Genomic DNA, 16,362 nt, shown 5'->3' on the forward strand with positions numbered 1-16,362 from the left:
CGGCGTGTGCCGTCATGGAAGGAGAGGGTCAGGGCATATTTGATCTCGTAGAATGGATAGAATAGATTGAGGACATCGAATGATGTTGATGGCCAGAGAGATCAGATGTGTCGGTTGAAACCGCCCCCCCCCGCTGGGTATCGTCACCTGAATCGGGCCTAGCTATTGGGCCGATTTTGTTCGTGGTAGCGATTCTGGCCGTATTGGCCTCTGCCATTGCGGCGGGGTCGAGCGCATTCAATGGCGATACTTCGGCCATCAGCGCCAAAGCCCAAGCGACAACGATCCTTGAACAAGCCGAAAGCATGAAGTTCGCCGTGGATAGGGTATTGGGACATGGTTGCACGGATACTCAAGTCAACTTTGATAATCCCATCGTCAGCGGCTATACCAATGCCACAGCTCCATCAGACCATAGTTGCGATGTGTTCCATCCCGATGGTGGGGGGCTGAGTTGGATAACCCCACCTGCCAATGCCTCGGGATTTGCCGATGGATATATTTATTCCGGCCATCTTGGTCTCGTAGGCACATCATCGCCCACTGGAGGGGTTAATCCCACACAGGACCTAGTCGCATTTCTTCCCGATGTATCTAAAAAACTGTGTGAGGAAATCAATCGACTGATTTTTTCAAGTCCTTCCATTCAAAGTCTAGATTCGTCGCAGACTTTTGGTTTTGTAGATGGCGTCAGATTTAGAGGTACCTATTGGTATGGATATACTATTATGAATTACCTCCCATTTTCAGCTTGTGTGAAGCTGGAACATACTCAATACAATCCACTAGGTAATCCTAGAGTAGAACTAAACCAATACCATTTCTATAAAGTTCTAATTAGTCACTAGAACCGATTGGACTATATCCTGTGTTCCTGAGAATGCGAGAAAAGCCCTTGTCTTACCGATGGCCGTCCGTTGGGAAGAACCGGAGGCCCTGGATCGTCTGTTGGATAGCCTGAGCCTTACTCGGTAATCCGTGCGCGGCGTGTGCCATCATGGAAAGTCAGGCTTAGGGCATCTCCTGCACAGGTTTCGGCGGCGCGGGTCACGACCTTGCCGCTGGAGTCGCGGGCCAGGACGAAGCCACGTTCCAAGACGCCTTGATAGGACAAGGATCCCAATAGACGCGCACAAGAATCGTAGCTTTGCCGCGAAATATGCAGGCGGTGGCGCGTGGCGCGGGTTAGGCGCGCGTGCTGGTCGTGCAGCCTTTGCCGTTCCAATGCGAGGTTACGGTTTAATAAACTGGGCGAGGGACGCCAGCGATCCAAGCGCGTGCGCGCCTGACGCCACGCGCCGGTCAAGCCCGTCGTAAGGCGTTGTCCCAGCGCGGCCAGATGCTCGGCGCGGGCGGGGGTGAAGCGGCGCAAGGCGGTGGCCAGACGCTCGGCCCAATCATCGACGCGGCGCTGCGATTCTTCGATACGTCGTCGCCAAACGCGCTGCATCTGCGCATTCGCGCCATGCAGCATGGCCAGCAATTCGGCGCGTACCGGCACGGCGCGTTCGGCGGCGGCGGTGGGGGTGGGGGCGCGGTGGTCGCTGGCGAAGTCGATCAGCGTCACATCGGTTTCGTGACCTACGGCGGAAATCAGGGGGATGAAGCTGGCAGCGGCGGCGCGCACCACGTTTTCCTCGTTAAAGGCCATCAGGTCCTCGACCGAGCCGCCGCCGCGCGCCACGATCAGAAGGTCCGGGCGTGGAATGCGGCCACCGGAAGGCAGGGCGTTGAAACCCTGGATCGCCGCCGCGATCTCTTGCGCCGCGCCCTCGCCTTGCACGCGCACCGGCCATAACAGGACATGGCAAGGGCAGCGTTCGTCCAGGCGATGCAAGATATCGTGCAAGACCGCGCCGGTGGGCGAGGTGATCACGCCGATCACGCGCGGCAAGAACGGCAAAGGCCTTTTACGATCCGGGTCGAACAGGCCCTCGGCGGCCAGACGGGCCTTGCGCTCTTGCAGCATCTTCAGCAAGGCACCCAGCCCCGCCGGTTCCATGCGTTCGAGAACCAATTGATATTGCGAGCGCGGCGCATAGGTGGTCAGGCGTCCGGTGGCGATGACCTCAAGCCCCTCTTCGGGCTTGAGGCCCAATTTGGCCACCTGGCCGCGCCAGCACACGGCCTCGACCACCGCCTCGCTATCTTTCAGGCTTAGATATAAATGGCCCGATGAGTGCAGCTTTGGCCGCGATATCTCGCCCCGCACACGCACGCGGCCAAAGGCTGTCTCTAGATTGGCCTTGATGGCGCGGGCCAGCTCGGCCACCTTCAATTCGGCGGAGGACGTGCCGGTGTCGTTTTCGGGCGCATCGGTCATGGACGCATCAATTCGTGGGCAAGTTGGCCGCCGTGCAGGACACGACCGCCTTTTGCTCATTCAAAAAGCAATAGCGGATGGCTCCCGTCTCGGTGTTCAGATGGAAGACGCCCGCGACGGCGTTGGTGTTGCTGTGCTGCATGATGATAAAGGGCGTGGATGACAGACGTTGCGCCTGTGCGCTCGGTCCGGCCAGCACGGCCAGGGCAACAACGGCGGATGTGGCCACGGACAAAGCGGCCACGGCCAAAAGACGGGGAAGGCGGATCATAGACGGACTCCTTGGTGCGAGAGAGGCAAGACGCAGAATCACTCTCAGTTTACCTCAGTCCAAGCGTTAGCCAAGATGGCGGCGCGGCCAGCAGGCATAAAAGATAGATCAAGGCCACGCCCAGCGGCAGCGCATAATCCAGCCACCCGCGCGGCGCACGGATCCGACGGGGCAGTTTCAAGCCGGGCAAAGCCTTATACAGCCGCCAAGTGGTCACTTTGGCCAGGGCCAAGACGGCCCCGCCCTCTAACACCCCCAGCAGCACCAGATCGACCAGCAAGCGCACAAATCCGGGCCAGTCCAGGGCCGAACGCGCCTCCATGGTAAACCAGCCGATGCCGATCAACCCCGTCGCCAGCCAAGCCGTCACGGCGGCTAAAAGCTGGACGCGCTGTGTCATGCGGCGCAGAGCCGCTTTCATTCCGTCCATAATCTCTTGCGCGACGGGCAAAGATAAGGCGGGCGCATAGGGGCGGCGTAAGGTCGTCGCCGTGCCGCCGCACAGGCTGATCCGCAAGGCGTCATGCATCACCCGTGCCGACAAGGCGCTTTCGATGGATGCCTGGCCGCGCGCGGCGGCGGCCAGTTTCTCTTGCGCGGGCTTGATAGCCTCGTCCAGGAAAGAGGGAATGTCCAACGGCACGGCATGCAGACCAAAGGCATAGGCCGTGACCTCGCGCTTGGCCAGGCGCAGATTCAGTTGCGCAAAGGGCAGTCGGGCGATGAAGGGCAAGACGGCCATGCCACCGCCGCGATCCTCGATCTCGCCCGCCTCGATCACGGCGTGGTTTTGTCGCGCCAGAGTCTCGGGGCCAAAGCGCTGTAGGGCTTGCTTCACGCGGCGCGGCAGCTCGACGCCCTCGCTGAGTTCACTGACAAAGCGGAATCCGACCTCGACGAAAACGCGAACGCCCACGCGCAGCCTGTGCGTGCCATGGCCTTTGCACAGATCGCACGATGTGCGGCCCTTGCCCTGACAGGCGCGACACAGGATTTGCCCGGTCGCCTTGCACAGACGGCAAGGCTCTCGGCCCTTGCCCTGGCAGTGCGGACAGGGTTCTTGCGGATTGCCGTTGGCGTGGCGCGTGCCGTGGCACCAGGTGCATTGTTCCTCTTTTTGGCCATGGCAGTCGGTACACAGCACATAGCGGCGACCTTGGCAAACGGGGCATGTTTGTCCGCCTTGGCCGCCACAGCGCGGACAAACCTCGTCGGCTTCGAACCAGGCGGCGGCCTCGTCCAGCGGCAGGGTGGCTTTTTGCGTGCCAAAGCCCATGCCCCAGCCATGCCCCGGCAAGGCGCGCAGGGCCGTTTGCGCGGCGGGTTGCCAGCGCGTGCCGACACGCCACTGGGCGGTATGGGCGGCAAGGGCCGCATCCATCTCGGCTCGATTGCGGAAATGTTCGGCGGAAGCCAGATTTTTGCTTTTTCGGTCGTCCGGCGCGGCTTCTATACGCAGCGCCAAGCTCAATTCGCCCCGCACGCGGCAAGGCATGTCCTTGACATCCAACACAAGAATTTGATCCGGCTCTAGGCCGTTTCCGTGCGCGATGCGGCGCAACCGATCTTGCAGCTTCTGGGCCATATCCGTGCCCGTAGGCAATTCAGCGGTCATGGGCTTTGTTGTCCTGGCAAGGCATGGGTTAAGCTGTTGTTAATGTCCTCCAGGCTAAGCCTGGAACCTTCAGGCATCTACTCTAGCAAGAGCGAAGGGAAATACCATGACCGATGTTGTCATCGTCTCGGCCGCCCGCACGGCCATCGGCACCTTCAACGGCACGCTGGCTCCCTTGGCCGCGCATGAACTGGGCGATGTGGTGATGCGCGAGGCGCTGACCCGCGCCAAGCTGTCCCCCGCCGATGTGGACGATGTGATCTTCGGTCAAGTGCTGACCGCCGGATGCGGCCAAAACCCCGCGCGCCAAGCCGCCATTCGCGCCGGGATTCCCGCCGAAAAGACGGCCATGACGATCAACCATGTCTGCGGTTCGGGCTTGCGCACGGTGATGCTGGCGGCCCAGGCGATCAAGGCGGGCGATGCCCGCGTCGTGATGGCGGGCGGACAGGAAAGCATGAGCCAATCGCCGCATGTCATCCATCTACGCAACGGCGTACGCATGGGATCGGGCGAATTGCGCGACACGATGATCTATGACGGCCTGACCGACATCTTCAACAACTACCATATGGGCGTCACGGCCGAGAACGTCGCCAAGCAATGGGGCATCACGCGCGAGGCGCAAGACGAATTGGCCCTGGCCTCGCAAAACAAGGCCGAAGCCGCGCAAAAGGAAGGCCGCTTTAAGGCCGAGATCGTGCCGGTGACCATCAAGACCCGCAAGGGCGACGTGGTTTTCGATGCGGACGAATTCATTCGCCTGGGCGCGACGCTCGACATGCTGCAAAAACTGAAGCCAGCCTTTAGCAAGGACGGCACGGTGACGGCGGGCAACGCATCGGGCATCAATGACGGCGCGGCGGCCTTGGTGGTGATGGCGGCGGACGAGGCGCAACGTCGGGGCTTGACGCCTCTGGCGCGTCTGGCCTCGGCGGCCATTGCCGGGGTAGACCCGGCCATCATGGGCAGCGGCCCCATTCCCGCCAGTCGCAAGGCTTTGGAAAAAGCGGGCTGGAAGGCCACCGATCTGGACTTAATCGAGGCCAACGAGGCCTTCGCGGCCCAGGCCTGCGCCGTCAATAAGGATATGGGTTGGGACATGGCGAAGGTGAACGTGAATGGCGGCGCCATCGCCTTGGGCCATCCCATCGGCGCATCGGGCGCACGCGTCTTGGTGACCTTGCTGCATGAAATGACCCGCCGCGACGTCAAAAAAGGGCTAGCCACCTTGTGCATCGGCGGCGGCATGGGCATCGCCCTATGCGTCGAACGCGGGTAAACGACGCGCATACGGGGCGATCGTTCTTGCAATATGCCAAGATCTATTCTTCCGTATGACGTCACTTCATCTTCCGCTCCTTATTGCCTCTCTAGGGGGGGCTGTGCGGACTCGACTTCATCTCGGATGGATTCTTAGTGAGCATGTCAAATTGGTAGCAGCGGAGGGATTTGAACCCCCGACCAAGGGATTATGATTCCCCTGCTCTACCGCTGAGCTACGCTGCCACCCATGGGGGTGCAGAATATCCAGATCGGGGGACCGTGCCAAGGGCTTCTCGCATTATCTTGCTACATCACGTAGGCATGGACGCGGTGGCCAAGCTTTTAAATTGACGTATGTGTCCAGTTACAACGATATGGCTTTGCTTTTTCGGCATCTCCGTTTGAACATGCGGCCTTTGTTCTCATATAGATACGGATCCTCGGCTTCTTGAACAACCGGAAGCCATGCCTGCGCCCAAGCCTTCGTTTTTCCTTACCCTTTAAGAACCATGGGGGAGGAAAAGCGATTCCAGTTGAAAATGGTGGAAAATGCCCCATACTTTACCGATAGGTCGCTCATGGTTCAACTTGGAGGTCGAAAAACATGACTGAGTCCCCCTTTGGTCGTTCAGCCGCGCAAACCGCGGGCACGCAGGTCACGTTTGACGAAGGTCTGCGCCGCCATATGCTGCGCGTGTACAATTACATGGCGGTCGGCCTGGGCGTCACCGGACTTATCGCCATGCTGGTCGCGTCCACGCCTGCTTTATACGGCGTGTTCTTTGCCGAGGCGGGCAAACCGACGCTTCTGGGCATCCTGGCCATGCTGGCTCCGCTGGGCTTTGTGTTCTTCATGAGCTTTAAGGCGAACAGCGTATCGGCCGCGCGGTTGCAAACGCTGTTCTGGGCCTTTTGCGCGATCATGGGCCTGTCGATGGCCAATATCTTCGCCGTCTTCACAGCCGACAGCATCGCGCGGGTGTTCTTTATCACCGGCGCGACCTTTGCAGGTGCGTCCTTGTGGGGCTACACGACCAAGCGGGACCTGACAGGCTTCGGCTCGTTCCTGTTTATGGGACTGATCGGCATCATCATCGCCTCGGTAGTGAATATCTTCCTAGGGTCCAGCATGCTGCAATTCATCGTCTCGATCGCGGGCGTGCTGATCTTCACGGGACTGACCGCCTGGGACTCGCAGCAAATCAAAGAGTCTTACGCCGAATCCTGGGGGGCGGAAGCCAACCAGAAGCTGGCCGTGATGGGCGCTTTGAGCCTCTATCTGAACTTCATCAATCTATTCCAAATGCTGCTGAGCTTGATGGGTAACCGGGAATAAGCCTAGGCTGGCACTTGCTGGGTCACAAACACAACGGCGTCCGCTATCAAAGCGGACGCCGTTTTCTGTTAAGGCAACTGGGCCATGCGAACTCCAGATATATGCTCGGTTTCGCTGAATTGGCGAGGAAAGCTTGTTGACAGGTTGGGGCGTGGTGGATTCGACGGTGTGCCATGGTTCCGCCGCCACTTTCTGGACAACGTCCACGATCACCATGCCCGTACTCTTTCTTTCGGGTTCTCTAGGGACAAGGGCATATCAGCGCGTTCCCCGTGACGCCTTATGACGGGAAGAGCCTTTAGCCCTGGGGCACGATCACGCCTGCCGCCGCCAAGTCTCAGAATCCCGCAAAACGCTTTGAAGCGATGATCGTGGAGGATGAATGATGAGATTCGAATGGAGGCATGCCTCGGAAATCGTGATGCAGGAATCCCAGGTGCGCGATTATATTCATCACGTCACTTTGGAGAGAATTAGGCCATGAGTCTTGTTGTTTTTGTTGGAGGAGTGCCAAATGCGGGGAAATCGACGATAGCAGCTGGTTTGGCCGGCGCTATTCCTCATACTGAATTTATTGATGGTGATTTTGTTTTCTCTGAGTCTGAAGAAGAAGCTTTTAAAGATTTTTCTCTACGCGATCAGTGGACGAAACAACTTGAAAAGATTGTCGTTGTTATCAATCAAAAGGTCGCCCTTAATCGGAATGTCGCTGTTGCATGGCCCCTGCTACAAAGCGGTTACGATTATGTCAAAAGCAACATTACCGACAAAGCGAGGATTTATTGTGTTTTTCTAAACCCTGACCTTGCGAGTCTTGGAAAAAATCGCTTAGCGCGACCCTTGAAAGAAAGTGATAAAGAGCGTGGGTATGACATGCATGCGGAAGGCTATCCAAAACAAAAATTTTGGGACCTTGTGTTGGACACGACAGAAATGCTTCCATTCGATACGGTACGCGTAATAACACAAGCAATAGAATGAGCTGTCTTTCAATATACCCTCGAAGATGCCTTTATTCGCTTGCGACTTCAATCAAAAGTAGAATATTTGACATATTCCAGCCTACGATATCGTTTATACTGCCGGACGAAGCCAAATCAAGAAAGGACACGACATGAACTACACAGGCAGTTGCCATTGCGGCCAGGTGCGCTTTGCGGTGGAGGCGGAGATTAAGGATGTCATGGCGTGCAATTGCTCGATTTGCTCGAAGAGAGGGTATTTGCTGATCTTCGTGCCCGAGGCGCAGTTTGCTTTGCATAGCGGCGATGCGGCTTTGAGCGATTATCAGTTTGGCGAACGGAGCATTCATCACCTTTTTTGCAAAACCTGCGGCGTGGGGGCGTTCGGCAAAGGCGCGGGGCCGGATGGCGCGGTGATGGTGGCTGTCAATGTCCGTTGTTTGGACGATGTGGATATCAGCGCGTTCCCCGTGACGCCTTTTGACGGGAAGAGCCTTTAGCCTTGGGGCACGATCGCGCCTTTGGGGCCGGCAAAGCAGGGCAAGGTGCTGGCGATCTTGGTCATGTTCAAGACCAGCGGCGTGGCACGGAGGATGGCCTCTTGCACATGCGGTAATTCCAGCGAGGCCAAATGGCTTTCCTGTTTGTCCCAAACTTCGCAGACCCAGATCATATCCGGCTCCACAATATCCAGCGCGATGACAAAGCTGATGCAGCCGGGCAGATCATGATTGCTTTGCTTCATGATCTCGATCAGCACGTCACGCTTGTCTGGCGCGGCTTGAAATTTAGCGATGAATCCATGCATGCGCGTTACTCTGCCTGGCTCGATTGTTTGCCAACACAGGAAAGATCATAGCCAGGGATGCTTAACAGATAAAAAATATCATATTTTATAATAGGCTATGATGATTCTGGCCGCTTTGGTCGGGGCTTGATACGTTCGAAAGATCATGACAACTCAAACGCAAGATTCGCCGATCCCGCAGTCTATCGGCACGGCCCGACCTTAGCTGGCAACCTACGGCACGCATGTTTCCCCTTGTGGAAGAGGGAAGCGGCCCCTTACTTCTCGTGCGATTCCAGCATCCAGGCGGCTTTGTCATGGGCGTGGATGCGGCCATTCATCAGGTCGCCGGTGGCGGTGTCGCCGTGCTCGTCGGCCAGAACGCGCAGCTCGGACGCCAAGGCCGCCATGGCGCGGTGGCCTTTGGCCAATAGGGCGATCATGCCGCTTTCGTCCAAAGCCGTCGTGGGGGCGTCCTCTATCGTCGAAAGCTTGGTGAATTCGGCGAAGCTGCCCGGTGCCAATTGGCCCAGAGCGCGCATACGTTCGGCGATCTCGTCAATGGCGGCTTGCAGTTCCTGATATTGCGCGCCGAACATTTCATGCAGAAAGTAAAAGCGCGGCCCGCGCACATTCCAATGACAGTTCTGGGTCTTCAAATACAGCGTATAGGTCGAAGCCAAAACACCGCCCAGTTTGGTGGCGACTTCGGATCGGGCATTGTGGTGCGGATGGGACATGTTTTGGTCTCCTGGAGGGGCATGGATAAGGAAAGATGAAAATTGATATAGGGCCCATATGCGGTGTTCCAAGCCCCTTTGCGGCTTCCCTGGCATTCGCGTGCGCCATGTGATAGAATGGCCTCGCCGCTCTCGGGCGGCTATGGCGATAAACGCACTGTGAAATAGACGCTACGGACCCGGGGGCAGTACCCGGCGCCTCCACCAAATCTCAGTCTTAGGGGGGCGATTCAGGCTCGACGTGCGTGATAAAGACAGACGCTTTTGCTCGGCATGGTACCACCGCATCGGGCCATACTCACAAATGCCAACGACAACGTTGAGCACGAGGTCCGCATGGCCGCCTAACCCTTCGAATGAAGGTAGTAAGTGGTAAGCGTAACTCGCGGTTCGGGGGGCACCGGGCAACAGAAGCCCCCCACTTTCTATCCCCGCCGCATCTGGCGGTTTTTTTATGACCGGGACGGCGGCGTATCCATGTGACCGATATCCGTGCAACCGGCGGCCTTGTGATGGCGAATGACCTCCGCGATCACGAATTTCAGGAATTGAGCGGCGAATTCGGGGTCCAGCCCGGATTCTTGGGCCAGTCGCTGGATGCGCTGGAATTGTTGGGCTTCCCGGTTCAGATCCGCCGGTGGCAGGTTCCTACAAGCCTTTAATGCCCCCACACGCTGAGTGCATTTAAAACGCTCGGCCAGCAGATGGATGATGGCCGCATCAATATTATCGATGCTTTGACGTAACTCCACCAATTCAGGGGGAATATCGGATGGATCAGCCATGGCTATATCCTTGGTTATAGGGGCTCTAAGCGGCCAGGAATCTCGGACAAGTGGTTCAAGACCACATGCGCCCCCGCCGCGCGTAGGCGTTGGGCATGGGAATCGCGGATATCGGGATAGGCGCATGTCACGCCCCAGACCTGCATCCCCGCCGCGCGGGCGGCTTGAACCCCGGCCACGCTGTCTTCGACGACCAAGCATGCGGCGGGAGCGTGGCCCATCTGTCGAGAGGCATGCAAGAAGACATCGGGGGCCGGCTTGGGATGCGCGACGTCATGCGCGGAGAAGATATGCTTTTGGTCAAATATGTCGAGCAATCCGGCACCGCGCAGGATGTTGGCCAGATAGTCGCGCGGCGAGTTCGACGCGATGCAGCGCGGTAGACGGATCGCGGCCAGCATCTCTGCGGCGCCTTCCAACAAAGGGACGTTCGCAACGCCATCTTCCAGCGCCTGGACCACGCGCGCAATGCATCGGGTGCCGAAATCATCGGGCAGAGGTCCACCGATGAGAGACTCGGTATCCGCACGCCAGTCTTTGAAATGCTTGCCAGAGGCTAAGCGCTGCATGTCGGCCAGGCTGATATTCAGCCCGTATTCATGGATCAAGTCGCGTTCATGGCGCGCCCAAAAAATCTCACTATCCACCAACGTGCCGTCGCAATCGAAAATAACAAGTTCCGTCATAAGAAATCTTTCAGGCCAAAACGATGGAAGCCGCATAACGGTGGGGAAATGCGGATGGCACGGCGCTGGATGCGGCCTCATCTTGCGGGATGCGCCAAGCGGCGGGTTGGGCGAACAGGGCGCGCAGCAAGCGGTTGTTCAGGGCATGGCCCGCGCGTTCGCCGCGATACAGGCCACGGATCGGCACACCCGCAAGCGCCAGATCACCCACGGCGTCGAGCAATTTGTGGCGGGCGAATTCATTGGGATAGCGCAGCCCTTCGGGATTCATGATCGCGCCTTGCGGACCGATGGCGATGGCGTTGTTCAGCGAGGCCCCAAGGGCCAGGCCGCGACCGCGCATGGCTTCGAGCTGTTCGAAAAAACCAAAGGTGCGGGCCGGGGCGACGGCTTCGCAAAAAGCGGCGTTGTCTTCCAAATTCAGCGTATGGCTTTGCGGGGCGATGGCCGCGCCATAGGCCACATGGACCTCGAAACGCGGCGCGTCTGCGGGCAGTAACGTGGCGCGCGCGCCGTGTTGATCCTCGACGTCAATGGGAGCCAAAATTTCCAGGCTCTTTCGAGCGGCGGCCTGGGCGCGGCGGCCGCCTTGGGCGATCAGTTCCACAAAAGGCGCGGCGCTGCCGTCCATGATCGGCACTTCGCCCGCGTCCAATTCGATCAAGGCGTTGTCGATGCCGCAGCCGGACAAAGCCGCCATCAGATGTTCGACCGTGGCCACGCCCGCGCCTTCCTCATTGGCCAGCACGGTGCATAATTCGGTGCGCGTCACCTTGTCCCACAAGGCCGGAACGATACGATCCCCGCGACGCAAATCGGTGCGTAAAAAGCGGATGCCATGATCGGCGGGGGCCGGACATAGGCGCAGACCCACCACCGTGCCGCCATGCAATCCGATGCCGCTGCAGGCCACTTCATGCGCCATGGTTTGTTGTGGATGCGAACCGGAGGCGGCCAGTTGCCGTTTTTTGAAGAAATCGGGAAAGATCACGCGCGGGCCTTGCAAGGTGACGAATCGGATTCTCGAGACTTTCAGAATAGGTCGAGGGACAAAAGGATGGGAATCATCTTTTGTTACCTCTTGTTACAAGGCGTCAGACGCTATAGGTACTAGGAACATGTCTGCATCCTCTTCCTCCGCCGCGATTCCCGCTTTCGATCGTCTGCACGATCTGGTGGCCCTTGCCCGTCGCCAAGGGGCGGACGAGGCCGAGGTCGTTTTGGATCATGGCGTTTCCCTGGACGTGTCCTGCCGGGGCGGCGTGCGCGAGAATCTGGAACAGGCCGATGGTCTGGATATCGGCCTGCGCGTCTTCATCGGTCGCCGCCAAGCGATGGTCACGGCGTCCCATCTGGATGCCGACAGCGTGCCGGCACTGGTCGGGCGGGCGCTGGACATGGCGCGTGTCGCGCCCGAAAACCCGCATTGCGGTTTGGCCGATCCGGAACAATTGGTGGGCACCCATCGACCGGATTTGGATATGTTCGATTCTGTGCCGGTGAATGTGGACGTCTTGACCCAAAGGGCGCGGCAGGCCGAAACGGCGGCGATGGCGGTGCGCGGCGTCACTCAGTGTGACAAGGCGCAGGCTTCGTGGTCGCATGGCGTTCGGCGCATCGTCTCCAGCAACGGCTTTGTGGGCGAGGTGCGACGCTCGATGCACCAATTGCGCGTGTCGGCGGTGGCCGGTATCGGCGGCGCGATGCAGCGCGATTACGCCTATGCCCAGGCCGTCTATGGCCGTGATTTGGAACGTCCCGAGATTACCGGCGCGCGTGCCGGAGGCCGCGCCATGCGCCGCCTGGGCGCGCGTGCCGTGGCCAATGCGCAATTGCCGGTGATGCTGGACCCGCGCGTTGGGCGCAGCTTGTTGGGACATCTGGCTTCGGCGATCAACGGTTCAGCCGTTGCACGAGAGGTCAGTTTCCTGCGCGAGGCGATGGGACAGCCCGTCTTTGCGCCCTCCATCACCATTCTCGACGATCCGCATCGGGCGCGGGGCATGCGTTCGCGTCCCTTTGATGCCGAAGGATTGGCCACCCATGCCATGCCGTTGATCGAGGCCGGGGTGCTGAAAAGCTGGATGCTAGACCTGGCCAGCGCCCGCCAATTGGGCCTATCGCCCACGGGGCACGCGGCACGCGCGGCGGGAGGGTTGCCGCATCCGGCAGCTTCCAATCTGTTCATCAAGCCGGGCGTGGCCTCGCCCACCGATATGATGGCGGATATCAAACAGGGCCTGTATGTCACGGATTTCCTGGGTTCGGGCGTCGATCTGGTCAGCGGCCATTTCAGCCAAGGATGCAGCGGTTTGTGGATCGAGAACGGCGTGGCCGCTTATCCGGTCGAGGGCCTGACCATCGCCGGGCATCTGCGCGACGTGTTTCGCGTCATGCAAGCGGCAAGCGATCTGGATTTGCGCTATGGTATCGACTCGCCGACTTTGCATATCGGCACCCTAACAATTGCCGGGAACGCCGCCTCATGACGCAACCGCCCCCTTTGCCGCCTCTTGATCCATCCTCGACGATCTCTCCCGTTGTGCTGCCTCAGGATGTGCGCGTCTATCGCACGATATGGATTTCCGATATCCATCTGGGCACGCGCGGTTGCCAGGCCGAGATGCTTTTGGATTTCCTGGCGCATACGCGCTCGGAATATCTGTATTTGGTGGGCGATATCGTCGATGGCTGGCGATTGAAGCGCCGTTGGTATTGGCCCGCCACGCATAACGAGGTCATGCATGCCATCTTGCGCCGCGTGCAAGATGGCACCCGAGTCTTCTATCTGCCCGGCAATCATGACGAGGCCGCCCGCGATTATCTGAATCTACGCTTTGGCGGCGTGTTGGTGATCGACAGCCTGACCCACGAAACCATGGACGGCAAACGCCTACTGGTTATTCATGGCGACCAATTCGACGCCGTGATGGGCTACAGCAAATGGCTGGGACATTTGGGAGATATTCTCTATACGCTGATCTTGTCGATCAACGGCGTGTTTAACAAGGCGCGGCGGCGGATGGGCTTTTCCTATTGGTCGTTGTCGGCCTATCTGAAGCGCAAAGTCAAAAACGCCGTGCAACTTATCACGGCCTACAAAAAGTTCTTGGTCTTAGAGGCGCGGCGTTCAGGGGCCGACGGCATCGTATGCGGCCATATCCATTTTGCCGAGATGAAGCAGATGGGCGCGCCAGGCGGGCCGGATATCTTGTACTGTAACGACGGCGATTGGGTCGAATCCTGCACGGCGCTGGTCGAACATGCCGATGGCCGGTTAGAGATATTGCGCTGGGGCGACGAGATGGCCAAGCGCGAGGGGCTTGTGGCCAAGCCACCGCGCCGCCGCCGCTGGCGCAAGGCACCGCCGCCCGAACAGAACGGGGCCTGACGGCCATGACCTACAGCTTGCGCCCGGCACGCTTGGCCGACTCACGCGCCATCTTGCAATGTCTGCACGAATCCGTTCATGGGGCCGATGGTGCCGCAGCGGCCTATGCGACCGAAATCCTTGATGCCTGGGCGCCGTCCGTGACCGACGAGACGGTGGCCAATTTCGAAGGCGCGGCGCGTTCCAGCCTGGGATCGGAGTGGCACGAGATTTGGGTGGCCGAGGCCTCCGGTCGAGTGATCGGCTTTTCCGAATTATGGCATAACGAATTGCTGGCCCTGTATGTCGCCCAAGGATTCGGCAAACAGGGCATCGGAACCGCCTTGCTGTCCGCCGCCGAGCACCGGGCGCGTGAGCGCGGGTTCCACGATATCGATACGCAATCCTCGCTCAATGCCCGGCCTTTCTATGCCGGCCACGGCTTCCATGTCATTCAGGAACAGGCCGAACTGGTTTGGTCCGAAGGCGTTCGCATGACCTGCGTGGTCATGCGCAAGCATCTGGGCGGGGCTGGCGGATAGATACTAACTCGTATTGGCTGGACGATCATGATTCAAGCGCAGTCCTATGAAACCGGCCATGAAGGCCCTAAACTTGCGTTTATGGGGGCTGTGCACGGCAACGAAATTTGCGGCACGCAAGCTATCCACCAGCTGATGACCGATATAGAGAACGGCGCAGTCAAACTGGCGCGCGGATCCCTTCTTCTTATTCCCGTGGCCAATCCCGAAGCGTGCCGCATGAATAGGCGTTTTGTGGACGAGAATCTCAATCGCGTATTCCTGAAATCCTCTCATCCAAAGTCCTATGAATCCCATATCGCCAACGAATTAACGGATATGCTTTCTTCTTGCGACATACTGGTCGATTTTCATTCAAACCATATGGCAGGCTGGCCATTCGCCCTGCATTTCGATTTCTTCTCAAAGCAGGAAGAAGACATGATCCGCGCGATGGGACTGGCTCATGTCGTTCAAGGTTGGGAAAGTGCCTATGCGCGTTCGTTTCCCCAGATGAATATGGGGCAAACAAGCCACAGTTCCGCTTTCATGCACAGCCAAGGCAAGATAGGAATGGGCGTTGAATGTGGCCAGCATGCCGACACCCAGTCGGTTGTCGTCGCGCGAAACATCATGGACCGAATGCTTGTCCATTCTGGAATCGTCAAAGGGGGTATTGACTATCCAGACGCACAAGCAATGATCGAGATACGAAGGGTCTATTTAAGGCGATCCGAGCATGACGGCTTTGAAAGTGAATTCACGCACGGACAACCCATTCAGAAAGGTCAGCAGATTGCCCGTTACGGCGATGGTGGGACCGTTCAGGCCGAAGAAGATGGCCTTATTTTGTTTCCTAGGCCCGACTGCCCCATTGGAGAAGAGTGGTTTTATACGGGAAGGAATTGTAAAATATCGCCCACAGGCTGATTTGATCATTCGGTGCATAATATTGTATAGGGATCTTTCCAGCCTGTTATTTGTGGATCCTGTTTATACGAAAGGAAATATGTGTCATGATTATATTCATGCGTCATGGGAAAATGCTTCCTCCATATGATAACTATGAATCTTTAACCTTGTTTGATCTTGATTCTTTGGGATTGCGCAGCGTTGACCCTGATGTGGACTCAGATTTTGTATGGTATGGTCTAAAACAGCAACCTGCAATGCGCCCATTGATAGAGAATTGTGATAGATTTATCTGTTCGGAATCGCGCAGGACAAGGCAAAGCTGTGAAATTATCATGAAGTGGGCTGGAATTAATGAAGCCGTAGCGCAAGATAGTCGATTGAACGAGATCATGTTCTTGCCAAGTGCATGGTGTGGCGATTATGTGGAAAGGCCATTGGAGAATTTGCGGCAAAATTTATACCAAGCGGTTGAATCAGAAAATCACAATGCCGAGCCCAGAAGTTCTGTTCTTGCTCGTCTTCAGGACTTTTTTAAAGAAAACGCACAGAGAAATGTATTCTGTGTCACGCATGGATTCTTAATGAACTATATGAAATTATATCTTAGCGATGTGCTGGGTATTAGCGTCAGTTCATGTTTATCTGCGGATGATCATGTCCCATACCTTGGAATTATGAATATCAACGTCGATAACCCTCGCAAGCCGAGTCCTGCAAGATCGCAGGACATTATGCCTCGGTTATCCGTAACTGGTCCTGCAGTGTCGTGATATCTTGTAGGGTCC

General features: G+C 57.8%; 18 protein-coding genes, 1 tRNA gene and 1 other RNA gene. 11 read left to right on the forward strand and 9 right to left on the reverse strand.

Features of this window, described 5'->3' with window-relative positions:
- Nucleotides 1-107: 107 nt before the first annotated feature.
- Nucleotides 108-848, forward strand: a complete 741-nt coding sequence (locus IPI58_05525) for a hypothetical protein (protein ID QQR68318.1) — start codon at nt 108-110, stop codon at nt 846-848.
- Nucleotides 849-964: 116 nt separating this feature from the next.
- Here the strand turns inward: IPI58_05525 and IPI58_05530 are convergent, their stop codons facing one another.
- From IPI58_05530 to IPI58_05540, 3 genes are read right to left on the reverse strand one after another with little or no spacing between them, the layout of a single operon-like run.
- A complete protein-coding gene (locus IPI58_05530; protein QQR68319.1) occupies nt 965-2,323 on the reverse strand; it encodes an exodeoxyribonuclease VII large subunit in 1,359 nt (452 codons plus the stop codon).
- A 7-nt stretch (nt 2,324-2,330) separates the two neighbouring features.
- Nucleotides 2,331-2,594 (reverse strand): hypothetical protein, encoded by a 264-nt coding sequence (locus tag IPI58_05535; GenBank protein ID QQR68320.1) that lies wholly within the window; start codon nt 2,592-2,594, stop codon nt 2,331-2,333.
- Between the two features lie 49 nt (nt 2,595-2,643).
- A complete protein-coding gene (locus IPI58_05540) occupies nt 2,644-4,209 on the reverse strand; it encodes a hypothetical protein (protein QQR68321.1) in 1,566 nt (521 codons plus the stop codon).
- Nucleotides 4,210-4,315: 106 nt separating this feature from the next.
- On the opposite strand from IPI58_05540, the gene IPI58_05545 reads away from it, so the two are divergent.
- Nucleotides 4,316-5,491, forward strand: coding sequence for an acetyl-CoA C-acetyltransferase (locus tag IPI58_05545; GenBank protein ID QQR68322.1), 1,176 nt, complete (start codon nt 4,316-4,318; stop codon nt 5,489-5,491).
- A 152-nt stretch (nt 5,492-5,643) separates the two neighbouring features.
- Here the strand turns inward: IPI58_05545 and IPI58_05550 are convergent.
- Nucleotides 5,644-5,718, reverse strand: a tRNA-Met gene (locus IPI58_05550).
- Nucleotides 5,719-6,079: 361 nt separating this feature from the next.
- Between IPI58_05550 and IPI58_05555 the strand changes: the two genes are divergently transcribed.
- The 3 genes from IPI58_05555 (at nt 6,080) to IPI58_05565 (ending at nt 8,273) form a co-directional block, all read left to right on the forward strand.
- Nucleotides 6,080-6,811, forward strand: a complete 732-nt coding sequence (locus IPI58_05555; protein QQR68323.1) for a Bax inhibitor-1/YccA family protein — start codon at nt 6,080-6,082, stop codon at nt 6,809-6,811.
- Nucleotides 6,812-7,291: 480 nt separating this feature from the next.
- Nucleotides 7,292-7,792 carry a hypothetical protein gene (locus IPI58_05560; GenBank protein ID QQR68324.1) on the forward strand — a complete coding sequence of 167 codons (501 nt, stop codon included), beginning with the start codon at nt 7,292-7,294 and terminating at the stop codon, nt 7,790-7,792.
- Nucleotides 7,793-7,925: 133 nt separating this feature from the next.
- Nucleotides 7,926-8,273, forward strand: a complete 348-nt coding sequence (locus IPI58_05565; GenBank protein QQR68325.1) for a GFA family protein — start codon at nt 7,926-7,928, stop codon at nt 8,271-8,273.
- Here IPI58_05565 and IPI58_05570 read toward each other — a convergent pair.
- Complete coding sequence (locus tag IPI58_05570; GenBank protein ID QQR68326.1) at nt 8,270-8,581, reverse strand: antibiotic biosynthesis monooxygenase; 312 nt, start codon at nt 8,579-8,581, stop codon at nt 8,270-8,272. The two genes, IPI58_05565 and IPI58_05570, sit on opposite strands and share 4 nt — an antisense overlap.
- A 257-nt stretch (nt 8,582-8,838) precedes the next feature.
- On the reverse strand, nt 8,839-9,300 hold the full coding sequence (locus IPI58_05575) for a DNA starvation/stationary phase protection protein (protein QQR68327.1): 462 nt from the start codon (nt 9,298-9,300) through the stop codon (nt 8,839-8,841).
- Between the two features lie 86 nt (nt 9,301-9,386).
- Here IPI58_05575 and ssrA point away from each other — a divergent pair.
- Nucleotides 9,387-9,723, forward strand: a transfer-messenger RNA (tmRNA) gene (gene ssrA / locus IPI58_05580).
- Nucleotides 9,724-9,752: 29 nt separating this feature from the next.
- Here the strand turns inward: ssrA and IPI58_05585 are convergent.
- The 3 genes from IPI58_05585 to lpxC are packed head-to-tail and all read right to left on the reverse strand — an operon-like array spanning nt 9,753 to nt 11,762.
- Nucleotides 9,753-10,085, reverse strand: a complete 333-nt coding sequence (locus IPI58_05585) for a chorismate mutase (protein QQR68328.1) — start codon at nt 10,083-10,085, stop codon at nt 9,753-9,755.
- Nucleotides 10,086-10,099: 14 nt separating this feature from the next.
- Entirely contained in the window at nt 10,100-10,771 is a 672-nt protein-coding gene (locus IPI58_05590) for an HAD family phosphatase (GenBank protein ID QQR68329.1), read from the reverse strand.
- 10 nt (nt 10,772-10,781) lie between these two features.
- The gene (gene lpxC, locus IPI58_05595) at nt 10,782-11,762 is read right to left on the reverse strand and encodes a UDP-3-O-[3-hydroxymyristoyl] N-acetylglucosamine deacetylase (protein ID QQR68330.1); all 981 of its coding nucleotides are present in this window, start codon (nt 11,760-11,762) and stop codon (nt 10,782-10,784) included.
- A 127-nt stretch (nt 11,763-11,889) separates the two neighbouring features.
- On the opposite strand from lpxC, the gene IPI58_05600 reads away from it, so the two are divergent.
- From IPI58_05600 to IPI58_05620, 5 genes are all read left to right on the forward strand, one after another.
- Complete coding sequence (locus IPI58_05600) at nt 11,890-13,260, forward strand: TldD/PmbA family protein (protein ID QQR68331.1); 1,371 nt, start codon at nt 11,890-11,892, stop codon at nt 13,258-13,260.
- Nucleotides 13,257-14,162 carry a UDP-2,3-diacylglucosamine diphosphatase gene (locus IPI58_05605; GenBank protein ID QQR68332.1) on the forward strand — a complete coding sequence of 302 codons (906 nt, stop codon included), beginning with the start codon at nt 13,257-13,259 and terminating at the stop codon, nt 14,160-14,162. The genes IPI58_05600 and IPI58_05605 overlap by 4 nt, the downstream gene beginning before the upstream one ends.
- Nucleotides 14,163-14,167: 5 nt before the next feature.
- Entirely contained in the window at nt 14,168-14,683 is a 516-nt protein-coding gene (locus IPI58_05610) for a GNAT family N-acetyltransferase (GenBank protein QQR68333.1), read from the forward strand.
- A 27-nt stretch (nt 14,684-14,710) separates the two neighbouring features.
- Nucleotides 14,711-15,592, forward strand: coding sequence for a succinylglutamate desuccinylase/aspartoacylase family protein (locus IPI58_05615; GenBank protein ID QQR68334.1), 882 nt, complete (start codon nt 14,711-14,713; stop codon nt 15,590-15,592).
- Nucleotides 15,593-15,678: 86 nt separating this feature from the next.
- Nucleotides 15,679-16,347, forward strand: coding sequence for a histidine phosphatase family protein (locus tag IPI58_05620; protein QQR68335.1), 669 nt, complete (start codon nt 15,679-15,681; stop codon nt 16,345-16,347).
- Nucleotides 16,348-16,362: the final 15 nt, after the last annotated feature.

Source organism: Alphaproteobacteria bacterium, from assembly GCA_016699305.1.
Lineage (GTDB): Bacteria > Pseudomonadota > Alphaproteobacteria.

Bases quoted from the DNA above. Each gene is read 5' to 3' on its own strand.
- IPI58_05530 (QQR68319.1), bottom strand. From the start codon at position 2,323: ATGACCGATGCGCCCGAAAACGACACCGGCACGTCCTCCGCCGAATTG.
- IPI58_05535 (QQR68320.1), bottom strand. From the start codon at position 2,594: ATGATCCGCCTTCCCCGTCTTTTGGCCGTGGCCGCTTTGTCCGTGGCC.
- IPI58_05540 (QQR68321.1), bottom strand. From the start codon at position 4,209: ATGACCGCTGAATTGCCTACGGGCACGGATATGGCCCAGAAGCTGCAA.
- IPI58_05545 (QQR68322.1), top strand. From the start codon at position 4,316: ATGACCGATGTTGTCATCGTCTCGGCCGCCCGCACGGCCATCGGCACC.
- IPI58_05555 (QQR68323.1), top strand. From the start codon at position 6,080: ATGACTGAGTCCCCCTTTGGTCGTTCAGCCGCGCAAACCGCGGGCACG.
- IPI58_05560 (QQR68324.1), top strand. From the start codon at position 7,292: ATGAGTCTTGTTGTTTTTGTTGGAGGAGTGCCAAATGCGGGGAAATCG.
- IPI58_05565 (QQR68325.1), top strand. From the start codon at position 7,926: ATGAACTACACAGGCAGTTGCCATTGCGGCCAGGTGCGCTTTGCGGTG.
- IPI58_05570 (QQR68326.1), bottom strand. From the start codon at position 8,581: ATGCATGGATTCATCGCTAAATTTCAAGCCGCGCCAGACAAGCGTGAC.
- IPI58_05575 (QQR68327.1), bottom strand. From the start codon at position 9,300: ATGTCCCATCCGCACCACAATGCCCGATCCGAAGTCGCCACCAAACTG.
- IPI58_05585 (QQR68328.1), bottom strand. From the start codon at position 10,085: ATGGCTGATCCATCCGATATTCCCCCTGAATTGGTGGAGTTACGTCAA.
- IPI58_05590 (QQR68329.1), bottom strand. From the start codon at position 10,771: ATGACGGAACTTGTTATTTTCGATTGCGACGGCACGTTGGTGGATAGT.
- IPI58_05600 (QQR68331.1), top strand. From the start codon at position 11,890: ATGTCTGCATCCTCTTCCTCCGCCGCGATTCCCGCTTTCGATCGTCTG.
- IPI58_05605 (QQR68332.1), top strand. From the start codon at position 13,257: ATGACGCAACCGCCCCCTTTGCCGCCTCTTGATCCATCCTCGACGATC.
- IPI58_05610 (QQR68333.1), top strand. From the start codon at position 14,168: ATGACCTACAGCTTGCGCCCGGCACGCTTGGCCGACTCACGCGCCATC.
- IPI58_05615 (QQR68334.1), top strand. From the start codon at position 14,711: ATGATTCAAGCGCAGTCCTATGAAACCGGCCATGAAGGCCCTAAACTT.
- IPI58_05620 (QQR68335.1), top strand. From the start codon at position 15,679: ATGATTATATTCATGCGTCATGGGAAAATGCTTCCTCCATATGATAAC.